The sequence below is a fragment of the Leeia oryzae DSM 17879 genome, assembly GCF_000376945.1.
Taxonomy (GTDB): Bacteria; Pseudomonadota; Gammaproteobacteria; order Burkholderiales; family Leeiaceae; genus Leeia; species Leeia oryzae.
Genome location: NZ_AQXU01000018.1, coordinates 142,023 through 163,642, shown reverse-complemented (window position 1 = coordinate 163,642; position 21,620 = coordinate 142,023). Strand labels below are relative to the sequence as shown.

The 21,620-nt window shown below is 60.8% G+C and carries 18 protein-coding genes and 1 riboswitch; of the genes, 10 read left to right on the top strand and 8 right to left on the bottom strand.

The window, feature by feature from the left end:
- The 4 genes from iolB to F552_RS0105705 all read left to right on the top strand — a co-directional run.
- The coding region (gene iolB, locus F552_RS0105720) for a 5-deoxy-glucuronate isomerase (protein ID WP_245546658.1) at positions 1-866 on the top strand (866 nt) is incomplete at its 5' end.
- A gap of 135 nt (positions 867-1,001) precedes the next feature.
- Entirely contained in the window at positions 1,002-1,796 is a 795-nt protein-coding gene (locus F552_RS0105715; RefSeq protein WP_018150771.1) for a MurR/RpiR family transcriptional regulator, read from the top strand.
- A 184-nt stretch (positions 1,797-1,980) separates the two neighbouring features.
- Complete coding sequence (locus F552_RS0105710; RefSeq protein WP_033374816.1) at positions 1,981-3,072, top strand: extracellular solute-binding protein; 1,092 nt, start codon at positions 1,981-1,983, stop codon at positions 3,070-3,072.
- Positions 3,073-3,164: 92 nt separating this feature from the next.
- Positions 3,165-4,802, top strand: coding sequence for an amidohydrolase (locus F552_RS0105705; RefSeq protein WP_018150769.1), 1,638 nt, complete (start codon positions 3,165-3,167; stop codon positions 4,800-4,802).
- A 28-nt stretch (positions 4,803-4,830) separates the two neighbouring features.
- Here the strand turns inward: F552_RS0105705 and F552_RS0105695 are convergent, their stop codons facing one another.
- The 7 genes from F552_RS0105695 to speB form a co-directional block, all read right to left on the bottom strand.
- Positions 4,831-5,613, bottom strand: a complete 783-nt coding sequence (locus F552_RS0105695) for a helix-turn-helix transcriptional regulator (protein ID WP_033374813.1) — start codon at positions 5,611-5,613, stop codon at positions 4,831-4,833.
- Between the two features lie 77 nt (positions 5,614-5,690).
- Positions 5,691-6,041: a DUF3147 family protein gene (locus tag F552_RS0105690; protein WP_018150767.1), complete on the bottom strand. Its 351-nt coding sequence runs from the start codon at positions 6,039-6,041 to the stop codon at positions 5,691-5,693.
- A gap of 88 nt (positions 6,042-6,129) precedes the next feature.
- A complete protein-coding gene (locus F552_RS0105685; RefSeq protein ID WP_018150766.1) occupies positions 6,130-6,708 on the bottom strand; it encodes a TMEM165/GDT1 family protein in 579 nt (192 codons plus the stop codon).
- Positions 6,709-6,710: 2 nt separating this feature from the next.
- Positions 6,711-6,884: riboswitch (yybP-ykoY riboswitch) on the bottom strand.
- Positions 6,885-7,003: 119 nt separating this feature from the next.
- The gene (gene betA, locus F552_RS0105680) at positions 7,004-8,692 is read right to left on the bottom strand and encodes a choline dehydrogenase (protein WP_018150765.1); all 1,689 of its coding nucleotides are present in this window, start codon (positions 8,690-8,692) and stop codon (positions 7,004-7,006) included.
- A 38-nt stretch (positions 8,693-8,730) separates the two neighbouring features.
- Positions 8,731-10,242, bottom strand: a complete 1,512-nt coding sequence (locus F552_RS0105675) for a purine-cytosine permease family protein (RefSeq protein ID WP_018150764.1) — start codon at positions 10,240-10,242, stop codon at positions 8,731-8,733.
- 168 nt (positions 10,243-10,410) lie between these two features.
- Positions 10,411-11,919, bottom strand: coding sequence for an aldehyde dehydrogenase family protein (locus tag F552_RS0105670; RefSeq protein ID WP_018150763.1), 1,509 nt, complete (start codon positions 11,917-11,919; stop codon positions 10,411-10,413).
- Between the two features lie 59 nt (positions 11,920-11,978).
- A complete protein-coding gene (gene speB, locus F552_RS0105665) occupies positions 11,979-12,944 on the bottom strand; it encodes an agmatinase (RefSeq protein WP_018150762.1) in 966 nt (321 codons plus the stop codon).
- 14 nt (positions 12,945-12,958) lie between these two features.
- Between speB and F552_RS20490 the strand changes: the two genes are divergently transcribed.
- Complete coding sequence (locus tag F552_RS20490; protein WP_018150761.1) at positions 12,959-13,120, top strand: hypothetical protein; 162 nt, start codon at positions 12,959-12,961, stop codon at positions 13,118-13,120.
- A gap of 219 nt (positions 13,121-13,339) precedes the next feature.
- Positions 13,340-14,254: a LysR family transcriptional regulator gene (locus F552_RS0105655; protein WP_018150760.1), complete on the top strand. Its 915-nt coding sequence runs from the start codon at positions 13,340-13,342 to the stop codon at positions 14,252-14,254.
- A gap of 15 nt (positions 14,255-14,269) precedes the next feature.
- Here F552_RS0105655 and F552_RS19970 read toward each other — a convergent pair whose 3' ends face one another.
- A complete protein-coding gene (locus F552_RS19970; RefSeq protein WP_018150759.1) occupies positions 14,270-14,839 on the bottom strand; it encodes a ZrgA family zinc uptake protein in 570 nt (189 codons plus the stop codon).
- Positions 14,840-15,053: 214 nt separating this feature from the next.
- On the opposite strand from F552_RS19970, the gene F552_RS0105640 reads away from it, so the two are divergent.
- The 4 genes from F552_RS0105640 (at position 15,054) to F552_RS0105625 (ending at position 21,612) form a co-directional block, all read left to right on the top strand.
- Positions 15,054-16,040, top strand: a complete 987-nt coding sequence (locus F552_RS0105640) for an HlyD family secretion protein (RefSeq protein ID WP_033374861.1) — start codon at positions 15,054-15,056, stop codon at positions 16,038-16,040.
- Positions 16,041-16,046: 6 nt separating this feature from the next.
- Positions 16,047-18,782, top strand: a complete 2,736-nt coding sequence (gene rbbA, locus F552_RS0105635; RefSeq protein ID WP_018150756.1) for a ribosome-associated ATPase/putative transporter RbbA — start codon at positions 16,047-16,049, stop codon at positions 18,780-18,782.
- Between the two features lies 1 nt (position 18,783).
- Positions 18,784-19,917, top strand: a complete 1,134-nt coding sequence (locus tag F552_RS0105630; RefSeq protein WP_018150755.1) for an ABC transporter permease — start codon at positions 18,784-18,786, stop codon at positions 19,915-19,917.
- Positions 19,918-20,121: 204 nt separating this feature from the next.
- Entirely contained in the window at positions 20,122-21,612 is a 1,491-nt protein-coding gene (locus F552_RS0105625; RefSeq protein ID WP_018150754.1) for a sensor domain-containing diguanylate cyclase, read from the top strand.
- Positions 21,613-21,620: the final 8 nt, after the last annotated feature.

Genomic DNA, 21,620 nt, shown 5'->3' with positions numbered 1-21,620 from the left:
ACGCACATTCAAGGACAATCCTCATGAGCCTGCTGGTCAAGAATACCCGTCAGGGACAAGACAGAATCACCATCACCCCGCAAAGCGCCGGCTGGGAACACATTGGCTTTGGCGTCAAACGCCTCGCCCCCGGCGACGTGGTGACGCAAGAGGAAACCGGTCGCGAAACCTGCGTGGTGGTACTGTCCGGCATCGTCACCCTGCGTGCCGGTGAACACACCTGGAAAGAGATCGGTGCCCGCACCAGCGTGTTCGACGAACGCGCCCCGTACGCCGGTTACATCCCGCCCCAGGTGCAGTGGCAGGTCACCGCCCATACCGACGCCGAGATCGCCATCTGTACCGCCCCGGCGGAAGGCAAATACCAGCCACGGCTGATCGAACCGTCGCAGATCAAGCGCTCGGTACGCGGGGTGTCTACCAACACCCGCTACGTCACCGATATCCTGCCGCAAGGCGAGCCGGCCGAATCGCTGCTGGTGGTCGAAGTGCGTACCCCGCAAAGCCACAGCTCCAGCTACCCGCCGCACAAGCACGACCAGGACGCGATTCCGGACGAGAGCTTTCTGGAAGAAACCTACTACCACCGCATCAACCCGCCGCAGGGCTTCGTGTTCCAGCGGGTGTATACCGACGACCGCAGCCTGGACGAAAGCATGGCGGTAGAAGACGGCGACGTGGTGATGGTGCCGCGAGGCTATCACCCGGTGTGCGCCCCCTACGGTTACGAGAGCTACTACCTGAACGTGATGGCCGGGCCAAAGCGCCAGTGGTGTTTCAAGAACGACCCGGCGCATGAATGGCTGATGACGCGCGGACCGGGGCAGGCGAATGCACCGGCACCGACACCGGTGTTTTTCAAGTAAGTGTCCAATTTTCAGGCAGTCAACAGCATATCTCTCCGAGATATATTTGGGCTTGGGCCGGGACGGCGTGTCCCGGCACTTTTTGCCTGAAGGTTTCAGGTTTCATGCCTGTAAAGGCAGTCGCAGGAGTACAAAGTGAACAGCGTCGCCCCCCCCACCATAGACAAACTGTTCCGGTTATTTAATCAGGAATACGCGACCTTGAGCCCGCAGTTAAAGGCGATAGGTCATTACATCGAACGCAACAAGCACAGCATCATGCTGATCCGGATCAAGGAGCTGGCCGAGGCCTGCGACGTGCATCCGTCCGCCGTGATCCGTTTTACCCAGCGCTTCGGCTTTACCGGGTTCGCCCAATTCAAGGAACTGTTCAAGAAAGAATTCATCCATTTGTCCGGGCAGGATGACACGCCACCGACGCCGGTCGTGTCCAAGGCACCGAGCAAGATCGACAAGGTGATCAAGGAAAGTCTCCATTCCCTGACGCGTCTGCAGCATTTTTATGATGAAGCCGAGTTCAGCCGGGCCGTACGAACCATCCGTGAGGCTACCAGCGTGTACATGCTGGGGGATGCCAGCGCCTATCCGGTCGCCAGCTATCTGTCGCTGATCATGGCGGACGCCGGCAAAAAAGTGTTTTTCATCGAGCAAAGCCGTTCTAACCTGCCGCAATTCTGGCATGCGGACGACGTGTTGCTGGTGTTTGACCTGGCGCCGTTCAACAACCGCCAGCCCAACTGTCTGGCCGGCGCCATGATCAAGCCCCGGCTGATTGTGCTGACCGATGATCCGGATTCCCCCTTGTGTGCCGAGGCCGACAGCGTGCTGCTGATTGAGCCCACCGTGGTCAAGAAATCCCGCTCTTTCCTGAGCGCCTTCTGTCTGTGCCAGGCCTTGCAGGTATCCATGCAGGAGCCGGCTGCCGCCTGACCCGCACCGCATGCATGTGCGGCTGACAAACCACTGTTGCCCTGGCGGGTACAGTGGTTTTTTTGCGTATGGCGTCCATGGCACCCCCATAAAGACCCATGTCCCCCCCGGGGGGGACAGACGGGCCAAAATGGCTGTTCCTATAATGGGCCACCATATCAGAGTTCACCGGGGAGAAGAGCGCATGAAACGGACGTTAGGCACCTTGATGGTCTGCAGTGCAATGGCGGGCGCCGCAGCCGCTACCGACAATACCGTGGTCTATACCTGGCCGGGCTACCTGCCTGACGACATGGCCGCCCGCTATACCCGGGAGACCGGATCCAAAGTGCAGATGTCGTCGATGGACTCGGTAGAAACCTTCCAGTCCAAAATCCTGACCGGCAAATCGGGCTTTGACGTGGTGACCCCGACGTTGTCCATGGTCGGGCCGCAGATCAAGGCCGGCGCCTTCAAAGCAATTGATATCAGCCGGCTGTCCAACTTCAAGAACATCGATCCGGACATGCTGAAAAAGCTCAATGAAGTAGACCCGCAGCACCGGTATGTGGTCCCGTACGTGTATGGGACGGATGGCCTCGGCATCAACTTTGCCAAGGTGAAAGCCGCACTGGGCAGCACACCGCTGCCGGATAACCTGTGGGACCTGATCTTCAAGCCCGACTACATGAAGAAACTCTCCAAGTGTGGCGTATCACTGCTGGATTCGTCGCCGGACGTGATCGGTACCACACTGTTCTACCTGGGCAAAGACCCGTTCTCGGAAAACGAGGCCAATCTGAAACAGGCGGCTGCCGTCCTGAAAAGCGTGAGACCGTACATTCGCACCTTCAGTGCCTCCGCGGGTTATCTGGAAAGCCTGCCGTCGGGTGATTTCTGCGTGGTCTTCGGGTATTCGGGCGACATTGCCACGGCCGCGCTGCGTGCCAGAGAAGCCAAAACCGGGCAGGACATCAGCTACGTCATTCCCAAATCGGGCGCCATCATCTGGGCCGACCTGCTGGCCATTCCCAAGGATGCGCCACATCCGGAGCGGGCCTTGGCCATGCTGGATTTCATGCTGCGTCCCGAGGTGGCCGCCGCGGCCAGTAACGGGGCCAGCTATCCGGTGGCCAATGTACCTTCCCGCAGCATGCTCAAGGGAGATATCTGGAAAGACACCAACGTCTTGCCGGACAGCAAGCTGATGCAAAAGCTGGTGCCGGTCAAAACCTTGTCCGCCAAAACCCAGCGGCTGTGGAACCAGGCGTTCAACCAGCTGAAATTCAACAAGTAGTTTCCCGGTTTTCCTTACCTCTGTCCCTGCTGACACCCGCCTGCCAAGCCCGGGTGCGGGGGCGTGTTTTCCAATATTCTGGACAAAGCATCATGGCACAACCGACAGATACAACCACACTCTTCGTGAACGGCAGCATCTATACCGCCGAAAAAGGACATCGCTTCTATGACACGCTGGCAGTACAACACGGCAAGGTCCGTTCGGTGGGGTTTGCCCGCGACATACAACCCGGCCTGCCGCCTGATACCCGGGTGATCGACCTGCAAGGCAAGATGATCGTCCCGGGGTTTACCGATTCGCACGTGCATCCGGTAGAAGGCCACCTGTTTACCGGCGACGTAGACCTGTCTGACAGCGAAACGCCAGAGGCGATACTGGACGGCATCCGCCGGTGTGCGCAGCAATTCCCGGAGAGGGAATGGGTGTTCGTGGGCGGGGCGCAGCTGGCCAGTTTCGGTGCCTACCCGACCCGCGCGCTGCTGGACCCGCTGGTGCCGGATCGTCCGCTGCTGATGATCAGTCACGATGTCCACAGTGCGTGCCTGAATTCGGTGGCGCTGGCCCGACTGGGGCTGACCCGCGATACGCCAGACCCGGCCGGCGGCATTTACGAACGCGACCCGGCTACCGGCGAGCTGACCGGGGTGGTGCAGGAAAACGGCCTGTACAACCTGCTGCGGTTCATTCCGCAACTGGGGGCAGAGGCCGTCCAGGCGGCCATTGGCAAGGCGGTACAGCTGGCGCACAGCCATGGCATTACCGGCTGGTTTGATGCCATGGTGAAAGGCAAGCTGGCGTCTGCCTATGCCACCGCCCGGGATCAGGGTCTGCTCAAGGTGAATGCCAGTCTTGGCATGCTGGCCACGCCGCATCTGGATTTTGCCGGGCAGATCTTGCAGTTCCGGACCTGGCGCGAGCAATGGCAGGGGGGCAGCCTGCACCTGCATACGGTCAAGATCTTCATCGACGGAGTGATCGAGGCGCATACCGCATCGCTGCTGGACCCGTACGCCGATACCGGCGGTAACTTCGAGCCGCACTGGACTCAGGCGCAGCTGAACCAGCTGGGGGCCATGGCGGACCAGGCCGGGTTTGACCTGCATTTCCATACCCTGGGCGACCGGGCGGTGCGTATGGCGCTGGATACCCTGGAGCATGTGCAGCGCGTGAACGGCAAGAAAGACCGTCGCCCGCAGCTGGCGCACCTGCAGATCATCCATCCGGAGGACCTGCCAAGATTCCACCGGCTGGGGGCCATTGCCTCGATTCAGGGCACCTGGGCGGCAGCCAAGCCGCTGCTGCTGGATCAGTACCGCAGCCTGCTGGGGGAAGAACGCTTTGGCTGGAATTATGTTATCGGCAGTTTGCGCAACGCCGGCGCCATGCTCTCAGGCGGGTCGGACTGGTCCGTGTCGACCATCGACCCGCTGGTGGCCATCCAGACCGCGGTCACCCGCATTGCACCGGACATGCCGGACCTGCCGCCGTGGTTGCCAGAGCAGAAGACGGATCTGGAAACCATGCTGGAAGCCTATACCTGGAACTCGGCCTGGGCGCTGCGGTTTGACCGGCAGTCCGGCTCGCTGGCGGCGGGCAAGGACGCCAATCTGGCCATCCTCGAACGCGACCTGTTTGACCTGCCGGTGTCCGAAATCGCCCGGCACAAGGTGGTATCTACTTTCTTCCAGGGAGAACAGGTATACGCGGCCCCGCACTGGAACCGCTAGGTTCGGGCACCGGGGTGCATCCGGGTGCTTAGTTGCTGTGGCGGATGCACCAGTCCAGCAGTTCGCGCCGGGTGCGGATGCCCAGTTTGCAAAAACTCCGGTCGACATAGGTATTGACGGTCGAGAGCTTGAGGTCCAGCTGGCTGGCCAGCTGTGGCTGGGTATGGCCGGCCAGCAACCCCTGGCAGATGTATTTTTCACGCAGGGACAGGGAAATACCGGTATTGAACAGTCCCCGCTCGAACTGCTGCTGCCATTTGTCGGCAGGCGAGGCCAGTACCGCCGGCGGGCGGAACATCACGTGCTTGGCCAGTAACGGGGTGAGCAAGGAGCTGAGGCTGCGCAGCGAGACCAGATCACCAGAGGAGAAGGCCGGCTGGCTGACCGACCGGAAAATCGACAGCGTATACACGCTATTGCCGTTGCGGCTGAGCAGTACCCCTTCTTCAGAGATGTTCTGCCCGTAGCAGGCCTGGTAAAAATCTTTGGGGATGTTTCTCAGCACTTGCTGATGCACGACCAGGTCGCTCAGGTCCGGGCGCATGTATTGGCGTAACGGGTCTACATGCCAGTAATGGCTGCTGTACTGGGTCCAGGCTGCCTGGATGACTTCGCGGCCTTGGCAGCCGTAGGCACCGATGAACTCGACCGGTGGTGCCGCCGTTTCGCCGATCAGGGCAAAGCGCCCCATGCTGACATGCTCGGTCTGGAATGCTTCGGACAAACTCTCCCACAGCACCCGTTCGAAATCGGCAGAGCCCAGTGCATCCACTAATTTTCCGGCAGTATTCAGCGAGATCCTGTGCTGCATCCCATGCTCCGCTTCCATCAAGGTAAGGCATGATCGGTGGGATCGATTCTAGGCCCGGATGGCGGAGGGTGTCAAAGTTACAGCAACTGCACCCCGAACGGCCTCACCAGCAGCGCAAACAGGTAAAAGATCACGATGGTCAGTACCGCACAGCTTCCCAGTGTGGGCCAGAAACCAATCCGCGGCAGCAGGGCAGGGAATACCAGAAACATCGGCAGGGTGGGGATGACGTACCAGAAGGTGTACCAGGCATGGTTGGCAATTTTGCTGGCGGGCTGTTTCTCCAGGTACAGCCAGATCAGGGTCAGAAACGTTACCAGTGGCAACGCGGCAATCAGGCCACCCAGCTTGTCGCTGCGTTTGGCCAGCTCGGAAATCAGCACCACCATGGCGGAGGTGAGACAGTATTTGATGATGATCCAGGTCACGATAGGGTATTCCGGCAATGATGCAAATCAGGATAACCGACCTGCGTGCCATCCGGCACGGCAGGTCGGTGGGACGTCAGACAAAGGTTCAGAAACCGAAGCTGCTACCGGCACCCAGTAGCGTGGCGACCCCCAGCACGGCAAAAATGCCGGCCGCAATGCTGTGCACCAGCTTCATCGGGATCTTGGACGCCAGCTTGTCACCCACAAACACCGCCGGTACGTCGGCAATCAGCATGCCCAGCGTGGTGCCAGCCACTACCCATAGCGGGTGGGCGTAGTGTGCTGCCAGCGCGACGGTCGCAATCTGGGTTTTGTCGCCCATCTCGGCCAGGAAGAAGGTGATCAGCGTCGCGCCGAAGACCCCCAGCTTGCTGGCAATCTTGGTTTCCTCTTCTTCAATCTTGTCCGGAATCAGGGTCCAGATCGCCATGGCGATGAACGACGCACCCAGAATCCAGCGCAGCACATCCGGGCTGATGGCCGAGGTGATCCAGGCGCCCAATGCACCGGCCATGCCATGGTTGACGATGGTTGCACACAGAATGCCCAGAATGATGGGAACGGGTTTTTTGAAGCGGGCGGCCAGAATGAAGGCCAGCAGTTGGGTCTTGTCACCGATTTCGGCCAGTGCCACCACCCCGGTAGAGACGAAGAGAGCTTCCATATGTATTCCTTGGCCGGATCAAAGACGAATGACGACAACGCATCCCCGGCCATGTCGGAGGCGATGTAGTCAAAGGTCTTGCCAAGCATGAAACCGCTTACGCCATGGCCTGCGGGCCAAGTATGTTGACGTAAGCCTCTTCTTGCGAAGAGAGGCTACTCCCCAGTGAGTGCGTGCATTTTACGTGCGGATGCGGCAAATGTCCATGCAGCCTAACGCAAAAAAACCATGTCCGCAGTGGCTGACGGACATGGTTTCAATGGGTCTGGCGGGGTGAGACAGCCCCGGCAGACGTTTACACCCGAACCTGACGCAACGGGGCGTTAGGCCGCTGCTGGGCTTCCCAGCCTTCTACCAGTCCCACCGGGGCCGTAGACGCCATCAGCGGGGTTTTGCCGCGCACCAGGTCTGCTGCCCGTTCGGCCAGCATGATGGTGGGGGCGTTCAGGTTGCCGTTGGGCTCCGTCGGGAACACAGAAGAATCGATCACCCTGAGCCCGCTCAGGCCGTGCACGCGCAGTTCGGAGTCCACCACCGCCATCTCGTCTTCGCCCATCTTGCAAGAGCCGCACGGGTGCATGGTGCTTTCCAGATTGTCGCGCACAAACTTGTCGATCTGCGCATCGGTGGTCACGTCCGGCCCCGGGGCCAGCTCGACTTCGCGGTACGGGTCCATGGCGGGCTGGCCGATGATTTCCCGGGTCAGGCGCACGCAGCGGCGGAAACCTTCGCGGTCTTCTTCGCTTTGCAGGTAATTGAACTGGATTTCCGGATGTTCATACGGATCAGCCGATTTCACCCGCACGTAACCGCGGCTCTTGGGTTTGTTCGGTCCGGTCAGCACCATGAAGCCATGGCCCTTGAACGGTTTGTTGCCGTCGTAACGCATGGCAGCCGGCAGAAAATGGAACTGGATGTCCGGCCAGCGCAAGCCCTTGTCGGAGCGGATGAAACCGCCAGCCTCGAAGTGGTTGCTGGCGCCCAGACCGTCCTTGAACAGCAGCCAGCGCAGGCCGATGAGGAACTTGCTCCAGAGGCCCATCTTGCTGTTAAGCGTCACCGGTTGCTTGCAGCCATACTGGATGTAGATTTCGGCATGATCCTGCAGGTTTTCACCGACGCCTGGCAAGTCGTGCTTGACCTCGATACCGGCTTTTTTCAGGACCTCGGCCGGGCCGATGCCGGAGCGTTGCAACAGGTGCGGCGAGCCGATCGGGCCGGAGGACACCAGCACTTCGCGGCGGCAACGAACCGTATGCGTCTGTCCGTCACGGTCGTAGGTCACGCCTACCACCCGTTTGCCTTCCAGGATCAGCTGGCGGGTCATGGCGTGGGTCACCACGGTCAGGTTGGACCGTTGCATGGCGGGGCGCAGGTAGGCGTTGGCGGTAGACCAGCGCACGCCGTTCTTCACCGTCATGTGCATGGCGCCAAAGCCTTCCTGCATGTAACCGTTGCAGTCATCGGTCTTGATGTAACCTGCCTGCGCGCCGGCTTCTACCCAGGCGCCGTACAGCGGGTTCTTCATGTTGTTGCCGTTATTGGTGCTGAGCGGGCCGTCGCTGCCGCGGTAGTCGTCACCACCGAACTTGAAGCTTTCGGCTTTCTTGAAGTAGGGCAGGCAGTGTTTGTAGCCCCAGTTTTTGGCACCTAGTGATTCCCACTCGTCAAAGTCATGGGCATGACCACGGATGTAGACCAGCCCGTTGATGGACGAGGAGCCTCCCAGCACCTTGCCGCGCGGGCAGTGCAGCTTGCGGCCGTTCAGGTGTGGTTCGGCGGCGGTTTCGTAATGCCAGTTGTACTTCTTGGTGTTCATGGGCATGGAAAAGGCGCTGGGCATCTGGATGATGACGCTTTTGTCGCTGCCACCAAACTCCAGGACCAGCACGCTGACGGATGGGTCTTCGGTCAGGCGGTTGGCCAGGACGCACCCGGCAGAACCTGCCCCGACAATGATGTAATCGTAGGTTGTATCAGACATGATCGTTCTCGCTTGCAATGGACTGATATAAGGGGCCGTTACCGTTTGTCACCAGTGGTGAAATGCGGCTGGGTTTTCTCGATGTGGCGGATCACGCGTTCTTCGCTGTCCAGATCCAGTGACCGGCACAGGATGTAGTAGGCGACACCTGACACGATCAGGCCGACCAGCCAGGCCAGATCCACGCTACCCAGCGCTTTGGCCAGCGGGCCGACGTAGACTTCGTCCGGGCCGTTAAAGATGCAGAAGAACGGAATCATGGCCACAAAACCGATGAAGTAAGAGATCAGGCCGCGTGCACCCCAATGGCCGTACATGTTGTCGTGCGGCAGGAAGAAATGCGGGATGGCATAACGGCCCTTGCGCACAAAGAAGTAGTCGGTCAGGTTCACCGCTGTCCATGGCACCAGGAAGTACAGCATCACGATCAGGTAGATGTTGAGTACCGACAGGCCGGAGCCGGAGGTGTAGATGCCCATGGCCGTGCCCAGCTGCAGCAGTACCACAAACAGGATGGCCCAGATGCGTGCCTTGGCAGTCGGATTGACTTTCTTGAACGAATCCACACCGGTAATGGCGGTCAGCTTGGCGCTGTAGATGTTCATGGCAATCACCGGCAGGAAGGCCAGGATAGTGACGGCGACCACCACGGTGCCCAGTTGCGGGGCAAAGCGGGCACCCACGGTATTCAAGGCCACCAGTACGTCGGTTGCGTGCAGGTGTTCGGCCAGCCAGCCGCCCACGGCAATCATCCAGGCGCCAGATAGCGATGCGCCCAGGAACACGGCTGCAATCAGCTTGCCGCTGTGGGTATTCTTGGGCAGATAGCGCGAGTAATCCGAGACGTAGGGGGCGTAGGCGATGTTGTAGCTGGCCGCGGCGGCAAACTGGGCGATGAAGCCGGTCCAGTTAAACCCTAGCGGGGCGGCAGGTGCGGCACCGGCAACGGCGGGCGTGTCGTGAATCCAGCCCAGCAACACGGCGGCAGTGACCAGCCCGTAGAGCGGTAGCGACAGGAACAGCGACCACTTGAAGGTCTTGTGCATCCAGTCGTGACCCAGCACGGCCAGAATGGTCGCCGGTACGGTCACGGCCAGGGCGACCTCGAAGGGTCCCCAGTCGAACAGGGTTTTCAGGCCCTGCATCATCAGCACCAGGTTGACGATGTTAAAGCCGGCAAACACGAACAGCGTGGCCAGCAACACCAGCAACACGCCCCGGTAGCCGAACTGCGCGCGGGACTGGATCATCTGCGGCAGGCCCAGGTGCGGCCCTTGTGAGCCGTGAAAGGCCATGAACAGCGTACCGAACATGATGCCGAGCGTCCCGGCGATGGTGGTCCACAGTGCATTCAGCCCGACGCTGGGGCCGACAAAGCCGATGGTCATGGTAAAGAACGTGAAGTTGCCGACAAACCAGAACGGCCCCTGGGCAGACAGCTTGTCAGTGCGTTCGTGTTCCGGAATAAAGTCAATGGAATGACCTTCGATGTCCAGCGCCCCGCTAGGTGCAGGCGTAGCGGCGGCGACTTTTTGAGCAGCAGATTTCATGGTATCCCCTCTCTCCAAAGGTGAGGTTACAACAATACGAACCTGGTGACCGGCCGGATTCACATTCCCGGCACGGCCGCTGGATGGCTACTTCTTTCGGGTCTTGCCTGTCTTGTCAGGATGACGATGCAGCAGACAGTCGACCCGTCTGTGTGACGTCTTCCCGGATCAGGGCAGCGTGATCCAGACCGCTTTGGTTTCCATCAGATAATCGAGCTGCTCGGCGCCCATGTCCTTGCCAAAGCCCGAGGCCTTGTAACCACCGAACGGCATGCAAGGGTCGAGCGTACTATGGGCGTTCACGTACACGGTGCCGGCTTTCAGCTGCGGAATCAGCGTATGCACCCGGCCGAGGTCGTTGGAGTAAATGGCCGCAGCCAGTCCGAAAGGCGAGTCATTGGCCAGTTGCACGATATCGGCATCGTCGTCGAAAGGCGACGTGACCAGTACCGGTCCAAAGATTTCTTCCTGCACGATTTTCATGTCGTTGCGGCAATGGGCAAAAATGGTCGGTTCGACAAAGTAGCCCTTGCCGTCCAGTGCGTGTCCGCCCAGTACCAGCTCGGCGCCTTCCTGTTTGCCGGTGCCGATGTAGTCCATCACACGCTGTTTTTGTGTGGCAGATACCAGCGGGTTGATGAAACAGTCCGGATCGAGCCCCGGGGCGATCTTCAGGGTTTGGGTATAGCGGATCAGCGCCTGGTGGAACTCGTCGTGAACCGTGTGATGCACATAGGCACGGGTACCGGCGTCGCACACCTGACCGGCGTTGAAGAACACGCCGTTGGCCACCGCCTTGGCCGCGGCCTCGATGTCGGCATCCGGCAGCACGATGACGGGCGATTTGCCGCCCAGTTCCAGCGTGACGCGTTTCAGGTTGCGGACTGAGGCGGCACCTACCTGCTGGCCCACCGGGGTGGAGCCGGTAAAGGTGACCTTGTCGATGCCGGGATGGTCGGTCATGGCGGCGCCGATCACGCTGCCGCGACCGGTGACGATGTTGACCACGCCATCGGGAATGCCGGCTTCTTGCACCAGTTCGGCAAAGCGTAGCGTCGACAGCGAAGTGAGTTCGGCCGGTTTGACCACCACGGTACAGCCGGCGGCCAGTGCCGCGGCCACTTTCCAGGCCATGGTCTGCAGCGGGAAGTTCCACGGTACGATGGCGCCGACCACGCCCAGCGGTTCTTTACGGGTATACGCCAGATAATTGCCGGGCAGCGATGGCTCTGCGGTGCGCCCATGGATTTTGGAGACCCAGCCGGCAAAGTAACGGAAGGTATCGACCGTGCCCTGAATGTCGACATCGCGGGCGATGCTGGCCGATTTGCCCATGTCGATGGATTCGATTTCTGCCAGCTCGGTGGCGTTGGCCTCGATCAGGTCGGCCAGTTTGTGCAGCAGGCGCTCGCGGGCCAGCGGCTTGAGGGTGCGCCATTCGCCGTGGTCAAATTGTGCACGGGCGGCTTTGACGGCGCTGTCCAGATCGGCCACGGTACCGAGCGGGATGTGGGTCAGCACACCTTCGGTGGAGGGTTCGATGACCGGGCAGGTCTGGCCATCGCTGCTGTCGACCCACTGGCCGCCGATAAACATCTTTTGCGGCTTAGCCAGGAACGCCTGCGTGGCGGGCGAGATGCCGTAATCCCGCAGATAATTGCTAACGACTGTATCCATTGTGTGTCTCCTGTGACGGGCCCGTATGGCGGGCTCTGTTGTGTACTGCAGGTGCCGGTTTAGCGGTTACGTTCATAAAAGATGAAGCCCAGGCTGTTCATCAGCAACTGTGCGGCCAGAATCGAGGTCACACCTGCCGGGTCATACGCGGGCGCCACTTCTACCAGGTCCATGCCGACAATGTGGCCCTTGCTGCGTTTGGCCAGTGCCTGGATGATTTCCAGCACTTCGTAGTACTGGAAGCCGCCGTGGCTTGGCGTGCCGGTGCCGGGTGCAATGGAGGGATCAAACCCGTCGATGTCGATGGTGATGTAATAGGCGCCACCTTTAGGAATCTGGGCCAGTACGCCTTCGGTTCCCAGTTTGCGCACATCGCGGACCGACAAAATGCTGGAACCGGCTGCGCGGGCAGCGTCATAGTCGGCCCGGTTGGAAGAAGACACGTTGCGGATGCCCATCTGGGTCATGCCGGTGATGTGGTCCATCTCGGAGGCACGCCGAAGCGGGTTGCCGTGGCCGTAGCGCACGCCATGGCGCTCGTCGACAAAGTCCAGGTGCGCATCGAAATGGATGATATGGATCGGCCCGCGGCCCTCAAAAGCCTTGATCACGGGGGCATGGATGGAGTGGTCGCCGCCCAGCACCACCGGCATGGCGCCCGCGGCCAGAATCTTGCGCACGGCAAATTCGATGTTGGCGTTACTCTTGGCCATGTCGGTGTGCACGATATCGGCATCGCCCACGTCCACCATGCTCACGTGTTCGCTGGCCAGGTACATTACGTCGTCCTCAAAGTCGTAAGCGCCGGCATGGCCGAACGAGAACAGGGTAGACGCTTCGCGGATGCCGCGCGGACCGAAGCGGGCCCCAGAGCGCCATTGGGTGCCCATGTCGTTGGGGGCGCCCAGAATGGCCACATCGGCTTTCAGGTTGTCCCAGTCCAGACAGACGGGAGACTTGGCAAATGTACAGTGACCTACAAAGGGAAGATTCAGGCGGCCTGAATCATAATTATTTTCTGCCATGGCGATGACTCCGAATGAACATTACAGCCACAAAAAAGCGGCAAGTGGTGCATCTGAGTGCCTACTATGGCGCAAAAATTACTTATGAAAAATATGTATTATCAGATATTCATATCGCTATTTACGATGTATTGATGTGCGAGAAAACGAAGCTGGTGCACAGCGGGATGGATTGATTTTCATGTTTAAAAACATGTGGTTGCAAACGTGACCAACAGGTTGATCCGGCAAGGCGCTCGCCTTGGCAGACAGCTGGTCACGGCAACGCAAGCGGCGAATGCGATACCGCACGACTACCCCCATGACATGTCAGGATGGTGTATAAATACAGAGAGGGAAAATACGAATCATCGGGTATTTATATCGCCAAGGGCGATGCAAGACAGGAGACCGGCATGAACCAGTTGCAGGATGTGGACCTGAAACTGCTCAGGGTATTCATGACCATTGTGAAATGTGGCGGGTTTTCTGCCGCGCAGGCGATGCTGAACATGAGCCAGTCGGCCATCAGCGAGCAGATGATCAGCCTGGAAGCGCGGCTCGGGGTGCGCCTGTGCGAACGCGGTCGCAGCGGTTTCCGGCTGACCGAGCACGGCCAGGCCACCTACGAGGCGGCACAACGGCTGCTGCTGGCGGTTGAAACCTTTTGCGTGGATACCGATGCCCTCAAGCAGAAGGTATCAGGGCGGCTGTATCTGGGCATCATCGACAATACCATCACCGACCCGGCGTCACCGCTGACGCGGGCCACCCAGCGCTTTGTGGCGCGGGGCCACCATGTGCATCTGGACATTTACGTCGGTACGCCGGCCGAACTGGAAGAGCGTGTGCTCGATGGCCGCCTGCACGTGGCCATCGGCCACTTTCCGCTGAAAGTACCGGGGCTGAACTATACCCCGCTGTATCAGGAGCCGGACGGCCTGTTCTGCGGCAGACTCAACCCGCTGTACCAGACCACCAGCGCGCTGGAAGGCATTTATGCCGCGATGAAATCCAGCCATATTGTGGCGCGTGGCTTTCTGCAGCAAAGCGATCTGCGCCAGCTGAAAGTCAAGGAAGCCGCCGCCAATGTGGATAACGTCGAGGCGCAGGCCATGCTGATACTCTCTGGCGCCTACATCGGCTTTTTGCCACTGCATTATGCCCGCCGCTGGGTGGATGCCGGTGACCTGTTCCAGATTGCCCCGACACACTTTCACTCGGCCTGGCCGTTTGCCGCCATTACCCGTCGCGGCAATGCCGAAGCGCTGATCCTGAAAGTCTTCATGGAAGACCTGATTGCGGTGGTGAAGTCGGCCCCCGCCCGCTGACGGCAGCGGCGACGCTCAAAAAGGGATCGAGTTCTTGTCCGAGGTCAGTAGCGCCGCCTTCTCACCTTTGTCGCTGCGGATCTGCACCTTGACCACGGTCAGGTACAGGAAGGGATTGAACAGTTCGACCCGCAACTGGCCCAGTGCTTCCGGGTGCTGGCAACGGAAGTGGAAATGTCCGGTCAGGTTGCTGTGCGGGGGGACGGACGGAGTGGCAGTTTCCGCCTTGGCGGGTGCGGGCCCGTCCTGCAGCAGGGCGGCCGGTAGCGCCGGGCTGTACAGTTGCAAGTCGCGTACCTGGCAGCCCGCTGCGGGCGAAAACACCAACAGACGCGCCGGCTGCCGCAGCAGTTGGACCATCTGCCGGGCTTTGTCCTGCTCGGCCGCGGTTCGCGGCGGGTGCTCGAACGCCAGCAGGTTATACAGAGGGGTGTCCAGCGTTACGTCGATCTGCGCCCCGTCGATCAACACCTCCAGATCGGCATAGCCATGCTGGTGGGGTGGCAGCGGACTGGCCGCAAAGGCGGACCATGCCAGCCACGACAAGGCCATGAGCAAAGCGGCACAGACATGAGATTGGCGCATGCGGCATTCCCGAAGCGGTTATACAAGCCAGTGTATCGCCTGCAGCTGGCAAGTGCCAGTGCTGCCGCAGGAGGCCGTCCTGCGCCGGGGCACGCCAGATATGATGGATTGATAGACCGCTTGACTCAGGTCAAGCGTCACCGCCAGCAGGCGCGGTATAAAGAACGGATAAAGTGATTTGTAATCCGGCCAGCAGATGATTGATGAGGTCGCCGTGGATCGTTCCCGTTTTCGCAAGCCATTCATCGTTACCCTGCTCGCAGCACTCGTGCTGGCGGCGGGGGGATATGTTTACCAGCACCGTACCCCGGGGCTGCCCGCGGGACTGGCCTTTGGCAACGGGCGCCTGGAGGCTACCGAGGTGGACGTGGCCACCAAACTGGCCGGGCGCCTGGCCGATGTCACGGTACATGAGGGTGACTGGGTTCCGCGCGGTACCGTCGTGGCCCGGTTTGATGTCGAGGACCTGCGTGCCCAGCTGCGGGCAGCTGAAGCGCAAGTTCAGCAGGCCCGTAAAGTGGCGGACGAGGCGCAGGCCGGCCTGCGCAAATCCGGCGCCGACCTGCATCTGGCAGGCAAAACCCTGCAGCGTTCGCAGGAGCTGGTGGCCAAAGGATTCATTGCCCGCAGCAAGCTCGATACCGACCAGGCGGGCCTGACCGGTGCCGAGGCGGGCGTAGCGCAGGCCCAGAGCCGGGTGGCCGAAGCCGCCGCCGGCGTGCTGGCCGCACAAGCCAGGGTCGACAGCCTGCAAGCCACGCTCAACGATACCGCACTGAAAGCCCCTGTCAGCGGGCGGGTGCTGTACCGGCTGGCAGAGCCAGGTGAAATTCTGGCCGCAGGCGGCAAGGCGCTGACGCTGGTGGATCTGGCCGACATGTACATGACCATCTACCTGCCGACCCGTCAGGCCGGACAACTGTCACTTGGCAGCGAGGCACGCATCGTGCTGGATGCCCTGCCCGGACAAGCGATTCCTGCCCGGGTGAGTTTTGTCGCGCCCAAAGCCCAGTTCACCCCGCGCGAAGTCGAAACCCTCAGCGAACGCGAGAAACTAATGTTCCGCATCAAGGTCCGGGCAGACCCCGCCTGGCTGGCCGCTCACCGCGATCTGGCCAAAGGCGGCATGCCCGGCATCGCCTATGTCCGGCTGGATGCCAGAACGGCCTGGCCGGCCAATCTGAACCCCGACCGGAAATAAACCATCATGGACAGTCTGCCGGTCGCCCGGCTTGCCGGTGTCAGTCACGTTTACGGCCGGGTGGCTGCGCTGGCCGACATAGACATCCATCTGCCGGCCGGTAGCATGGTGGGGCTGATCGGCCCGGACGGGGTCGGCAAGTCAACCCTGCTGGCCCTGATTGCCGGCGCCCGCAAGATCCAGCGCGGTAAGGTGATGGTGCTGGGCGGGGACATGGGCGACCGCCATTTCCGCGCCACCGTACAGCCGCGCATTGCCTACATGCCGCAGGGGCTGGGCAAAAATCTCTACCCGACCCTGTCGGTCTTCGAAAATGTCGATTTCTTCGGACGGCTGTTTGGCCAGAATCCGCAAGAGCGGCAAGCCCGCATCACCAATCTGCTCGCCAGCACCGGCCTGACACCGTTCCGCGATCGCCCGGCCGCCAAGCTCTCAGGCGGCATGAAGCAGAAACTCGGGTTGTGTTGCGCCCTGATCCACGATCCGGACCTGCTGATTCTGGATGAACCCACCACCGGGGTAGACCCGTTGTCGCGTCGGCAGTTCTGGGCCTTGATCGACCGCATCCGTGCGCGCCGGCCGGGGATGAGCGTGCTGGTGGCCACGGCCTACATGGAGGAAGCCGAGCAATTTGACTGGCTGGTCGCCATGGACAGCGGCCGGGTGATCGGTAGCGGGACGCCCGCCGGCTTGCTGGCGCAAACCGGGGAGACCACGCTGGACGCCGCGTTCATCGGCCTGCTGCCGGCAGACAAACGGGGCCAGCACCAGACCTTGCACATGCCGCCCAGGGTGGCAGACGGGGCAACCTTTGCCATCGAGGCCGATGCCCTGTCACAGCGCTTTGGCGATTTTACCGCCGTCGACCGCGTCAGTTTCCAGATCGAACGGGGCGAAATCTTCGGTTTTCTGGGGTCCAACGGCTGCGGCAAGACCACCACCATGAAGATGCTGACCGGCCTGCTGCCCCCCACGGAGGGGCAAGCCAGGCTGTTCGGCAAGCCGGTCGATGCGCGTTATCTGGATACACGCAAGCAGGTGGGTTACATGTCGCAGTCGTTTTCGCTGTATGGCGAATTGTCCGTACTGGCCAATCTGGACCTGCACGCCCGGCTGTTCCACCTGCCGGACAAGCGGCGGCACAGCCGCATTGCCGAGCTGATGCAGCGTTTCGGACTGGCAGACTATGCCGATCAGGCCGCCGCCAGTCTGCCGCTGGGCATTCGTCAGCGTCTGTCACTGGCGGTGGCCGTGGTGCATGAGCCCAGGCTGCTGATCCTGGACGAACCTACCTCCGGGGTGGACCCGGTTGCCCGTGACCAGTTCTGGGCACTGCTGGCCGAGCTGTCGCGCGGGCAGGGGGTGACCATCTTTATTTCTACCCATTTCATGAACGAAGCCGAACGCTGCGACCGCATTTCCCTGATGCACGCCGGCAAGGTGCTGGCCAGCGATACGCCTGCCGCCCTGTGCGCCGCCCGCGGCGCGGCCACACTGGAGGCAGCGTTCATCAGCTACCTGGAAGAGGCGACCGGGGTTGCCGGAACGCCCGCCGCGCCGCCCGAGGAAGTAGCGCCAACCGCGCCCGCCACGCCGGTGACGCCGGTTGCGATACCGGCATTCAGTGTGCGGCGCCTGCTGGGGTACGCCTACCGCGAGACGCTGGAGTTACGGCGCGATCCGATCCGCCTGTCCTTTGCACTGATCGGCTCGATCTTGCTGATGTTCGTGCTGGGGTTTGGCATCTCGCTGGATGTCGAAGGCTTGCGCTTTGCCGCGCTCGACCGGGACAACACGCCGGAAAGCCGGGCGTACATCCAGAACATTGCCGGGTCGCGCTATTTTATCGAGCAAACGCCGATCCTGGATGATGCCGGGCTTGATAGCCGCCTGAAAAGCGGCGAGCTGGCCCTGGCGGTGGATATCCCGGCCGGGTTCGGACGGGACCTGCGACGCGGCCACTGGCCGGAGATCGGCTTGTGGGTGGATGGTGCCATGCCGTACCGGGGCGAAACGGTACGCGGGTTTGCCGAGGGCATGCACCGCCAGTATGTGCAGCAGCTCATCCAGCTGTCTACCGGGCAGACCAGCCCCCTCCCGGTCAACATCGTTTCGCGCTATCGCTACAATCAGGACGTCAAAAGCATTTACGCCATGGTACCGGCGGTTATTCCCATCCTGCTGGTGTTCATTCCCGCCATCCTGATGGCGCTTGGCGTGGTCCGGGAAAAAGAACTGGGCTCGATCATCAACCTCTACGTCACGCCGGTGACCCGGCTGGAGTTTCTGCTTGGCAAGCAGTTGCCCTATGTGATGGTGGCGCTGATCAGCTTTGTGCTGCTGGTGATCCAGTCCCAGCTGGTGTTCCATGTCCCGATCAAAGGCAGCCTGCTGGCGCTGGGGCTCGGCGCGGTGCTGTATGTCATTGCCACCACCGGCATCGGCCTGCTGATTTCCACCTTTACCCGGACGCAGATTGCCGCCCTTTTTGGCACGGCGATCCTGACCATCCTGCCCACGGTCAGCTTTTCCGGTCTGTCGACGCCGGTAGGTGCGCTGGAAGGCGCCAGTTACTGGATCGGACAATTGTTTCCGGCCAGCTACTTCCTGATCATCAGCCGGGGGGCGTTCACCAAGGCGCTCAGCTTTGGCGACCTGGTCCCGCAACTGGTCATGCTGGCCTGTTTCATTCCGGTGCTGACCGTCGTCGCTGTGCTGTTGCTGAAAAAACAGGATAAATGACATGCGTCTGCCCAGCCTGAGCAATATTTTCCGCCTTGGCCTGAAAGAGCTGAAAAGCCTGTGGGCCGACAAGACCCTGCTGGTGCTGATCTGCTGGGCGTTCTCCGGTGCTATTTACACGGCCGCCACCGGGGTATCGCAAGAGTTGCACAACGCACCCATCGCCATTGTTGATGAAGACCAGTCCCCGCTGTCCCGGCGCGTGGTCGATGCATTTTATCCGCCGTATTTCCGTCCGCCGCAGCGCATCCGTCTGGATGAGGTAGATGCCGGCATGGATGCCGGACGCTACAACTTCACGCTGGTGATCCCCGCCCATTTTCAGCACGACGTACAGGCCGGACGAGTGCCGGACCTGCAGCTCAATATCGACGCCACCATCATGAGCCAGGCGTTTATCGGCGCCGGTTACATCAACGCCATCACCCAGGGCGAAGTGGCAGAATACCTGACTGGCACGCGCGATGGCGGGATAACGCCCATCCGCCTGACGACCCGGGTGCGCTTTAACCCTAACCTGAATGGCCTGTGGTTTGGCGGGGTAATGGAAGTCATCAACAACGTCACCATGCTGACCATCATTCTGGTCGGTGCCGCCTTTATCCGCGAGCGCGAACACGGCACCATCGAGCATCTGCTGGTCATGCCGCTGACGCCGTTCGAGATCATGATGGCCAAGATCTGGGCTAACGGGCTGGTGGTACTGCTGGGGGTGACGTTTGCGCTGACGATGGTGGTGGAGCATGTGCTGAAAGTGCCGATTGCCGGCTCCTTGTTACTGTTTCTGGCGTGTGCGGCCTGCTATCTGTTTGCCGCCGCTTCCATCGGCATTTTTCTGGGCACGCTGGCCCGATCGATGCCGCAGCTCGGCTTGCTTATCATCCTGTGCATCCTGCCGTTGCTGATGCTCTCTGGCGGAATTTCTCCGCGGGAAAGCATGCCGGCCGTCGTGCAGCACATCATGCTGGCTGCCCCGACCACCTTTTTTGTCCGGCTGGCACAGGGCATTCTGTATCGCGGTGCGGGGTTCGAGGTCATCTGGCAGGATCTGCTGTGGATGACCCTGATCGGGGCGGTATTCTTTTCGCTGGCACTGGTGCGCTTTCGCCGGGCTGTGACCCAGACACAGGTTTGATCTCGGCAGGGTGTTGGTCCATACTGGCCAGGCACGGATGTTGCAAGATATTGCATCAAACCGGTGCAGGATGTTAGTGTCTGGCTGATAAGGTTCGCTTCCAGAACAAATTACACGGGGCATGCTACAACAGACATGACAGACCGGTCGCCGCAAGACGCAAGCAAGCTGTCGTCGTGCCAAACTATACCAATAACGAATACCATGAACACACCCCCTATCATCCCTTTCAGCCAGCCGGCGCCTTATCGTACCCTGTCGCCATTGCTGGTTTTGCGCCATGGCAGCCGTCGCGAGCAAATTTGCATTATCGGCCTATGGCTGGTGCTGCTAGCTGCCAGCGTTGCGTTGGGGCTGGCCGCCGTTGTCTGGCAGTGGTCCGGTCTGCCAGTCAGCTTTGGTGGAGTTGATGTGTACATTTCCATCTATCCCCCGTTACTGCTTTGCTTGTTGTGGACATTGACCTGTGGCTGGTGGTGGGGGGCCATTCCGGCGTATTGCTCGACACTGGTGCTGGCCTTGTATGCGGGCATGCCTCCGCCCTGGGCTGCACTGTTTGCTTGTGCCAATCCGCTTGGCTTTGCCGTGATGTCCATCGGCTATCAGGCCATTGCTGCTCGCCGTGATTTGCGCAATACGGGGTCGCTACTGTTTTATGTGCAGCTCTGTTTTGTCGCCAGTATTTTCAGTTCCAGCGGGGCGCTGGTCTGGTGTTATATCAACCGCATCGACAGCACCGGCATGCTGCCCATCTGGCAAGGCTGGTGGCTGGGCGGTTTTCTGCAAAGTGTGCTGATTGTCGGCCCGTTCATGGCCATGCTGTGGCCGCGCCTGGCCCGCTGGCAAGCCAGCCGGCCTGCGCTGATGAGCCAGCCAAAGACCGAGCCTCGCCGCTCGGTGTTGCGCCTGCTGGCGGTGATCTGTCTGGGCGTCCTGATTTACGGCTTTCTGACGATCCAGCTGGCCGGGAATCAGGTCCGGCAGGTAGATTTTCGCCATCTTGGCGAGCTGAACCATGCGGTCAGCGTCATGCAGCAAACCATGTGGGTGTTTTACTGGGTGCTGGCGTCCCTGTTTGTGTTTACGGCCGTGTTCGGTTACCAGCTGTTCAGTCACTGGCAGAAATCGACCGACCAGCTGCTGGCCAAACTGCAGTACGCCAATGTGAGCCTGGAAACCCTGGCCAATACCGATGGCCTGTCCGGTTTGCTTAACCGCCGCACCATCGAAGAAGGCATGCGCAAGGAGTGGAGCCGGGCCCAGCGGCAAGACGACCAAGCCGCACTGGTGATGCTCGACATCGATCATTTCAAGGAGATCAATGACCACTTTGGTCATCCGGCGGGTGATGCCGTCATTCGCAGCCTGTCAGCGACCATCAAGTCCGTGATCCGGACCATTGACCTGGCAGGCCGATACGGCGGCGAGGAGTTTGTGGTGATTCTGCCGCATGCCAATCCGGAAGGGGCACTGGCATTTGCCGAGCGTTTGCGGGAGCTGGTGGATGCCCATCCGGTGCGGTATGAAGACCGGGTGATCCACGTGACCATCAGCCTCGGGGTGGCGGTACTGGATGTCGCCGACCAGCATCCCGACAGCTGGCTGGAGCGGGCAGACCATGCGCTGTACCAGGCCAAGCATGCCGGCCGCAACCGGACGATGATGGCCAGTATGGAGGCGAAGACCGCCGCGTGACACCTGCG

Coding starts and splice junctions, on each gene's coding strand:
- F552_RS0105655 (WP_018150760.1), top strand. CDS start 13,340: ATGAACCAGTTGCAGGATGTGGACCTGAAACTGCTCAGGGTATTCATG.
- F552_RS0105705 (WP_018150769.1), top strand. CDS start 3,165: ATGGCACAACCGACAGATACAACCACACTCTTCGTGAACGGCAGCATC.
- F552_RS19970 (WP_018150759.1), bottom strand. CDS start 14,839: ATGCGCCAATCTCATGTCTGTGCCGCTTTGCTCATGGCCTTGTCGTGG.
- rbbA (WP_018150756.1), top strand. CDS start 16,047: ATGGACAGTCTGCCGGTCGCCCGGCTTGCCGGTGTCAGTCACGTTTAC.
- F552_RS20490 (WP_018150761.1), top strand. CDS start 12,959: ATGAACATTACAGCCACAAAAAAGCGGCAAGTGGTGCATCTGAGTGCC.
- F552_RS0105625 (WP_018150754.1), top strand. CDS start 20,122: ATGAACACACCCCCTATCATCCCTTTCAGCCAGCCGGCGCCTTATCGT.
- speB (WP_018150762.1), bottom strand. CDS start 12,944: ATGGCAGAAAATAATTATGATTCAGGCCGCCTGAATCTTCCCTTTGTA.
- F552_RS0105710 (WP_033374816.1), top strand. CDS start 1,981: ATGAAACGGACGTTAGGCACCTTGATGGTCTGCAGTGCAATGGCGGGC.
- F552_RS0105685 (WP_018150766.1), bottom strand. CDS start 6,708: ATGGAAGCTCTCTTCGTCTCTACCGGGGTGGTGGCACTGGCCGAAATC.
- F552_RS0105630 (WP_018150755.1), top strand. CDS start 18,784: ATGCGTCTGCCCAGCCTGAGCAATATTTTCCGCCTTGGCCTGAAAGAG.
- betA (WP_018150765.1), bottom strand. CDS start 8,692: ATGTCTGATACAACCTACGATTACATCATTGTCGGGGCAGGTTCTGCC.
- F552_RS0105670 (WP_018150763.1), bottom strand. CDS start 11,919: ATGGATACAGTCGTTAGCAATTATCTGCGGGATTACGGCATCTCGCCC.
- F552_RS0105695 (WP_033374813.1), bottom strand. CDS start 5,613: ATGCAGCACAGGATCTCGCTGAATACTGCCGGAAAATTAGTGGATGCA.
- F552_RS0105675 (WP_018150764.1), bottom strand. CDS start 10,242: ATGAAATCTGCTGCTCAAAAAGTCGCCGCCGCTACGCCTGCACCTAGC.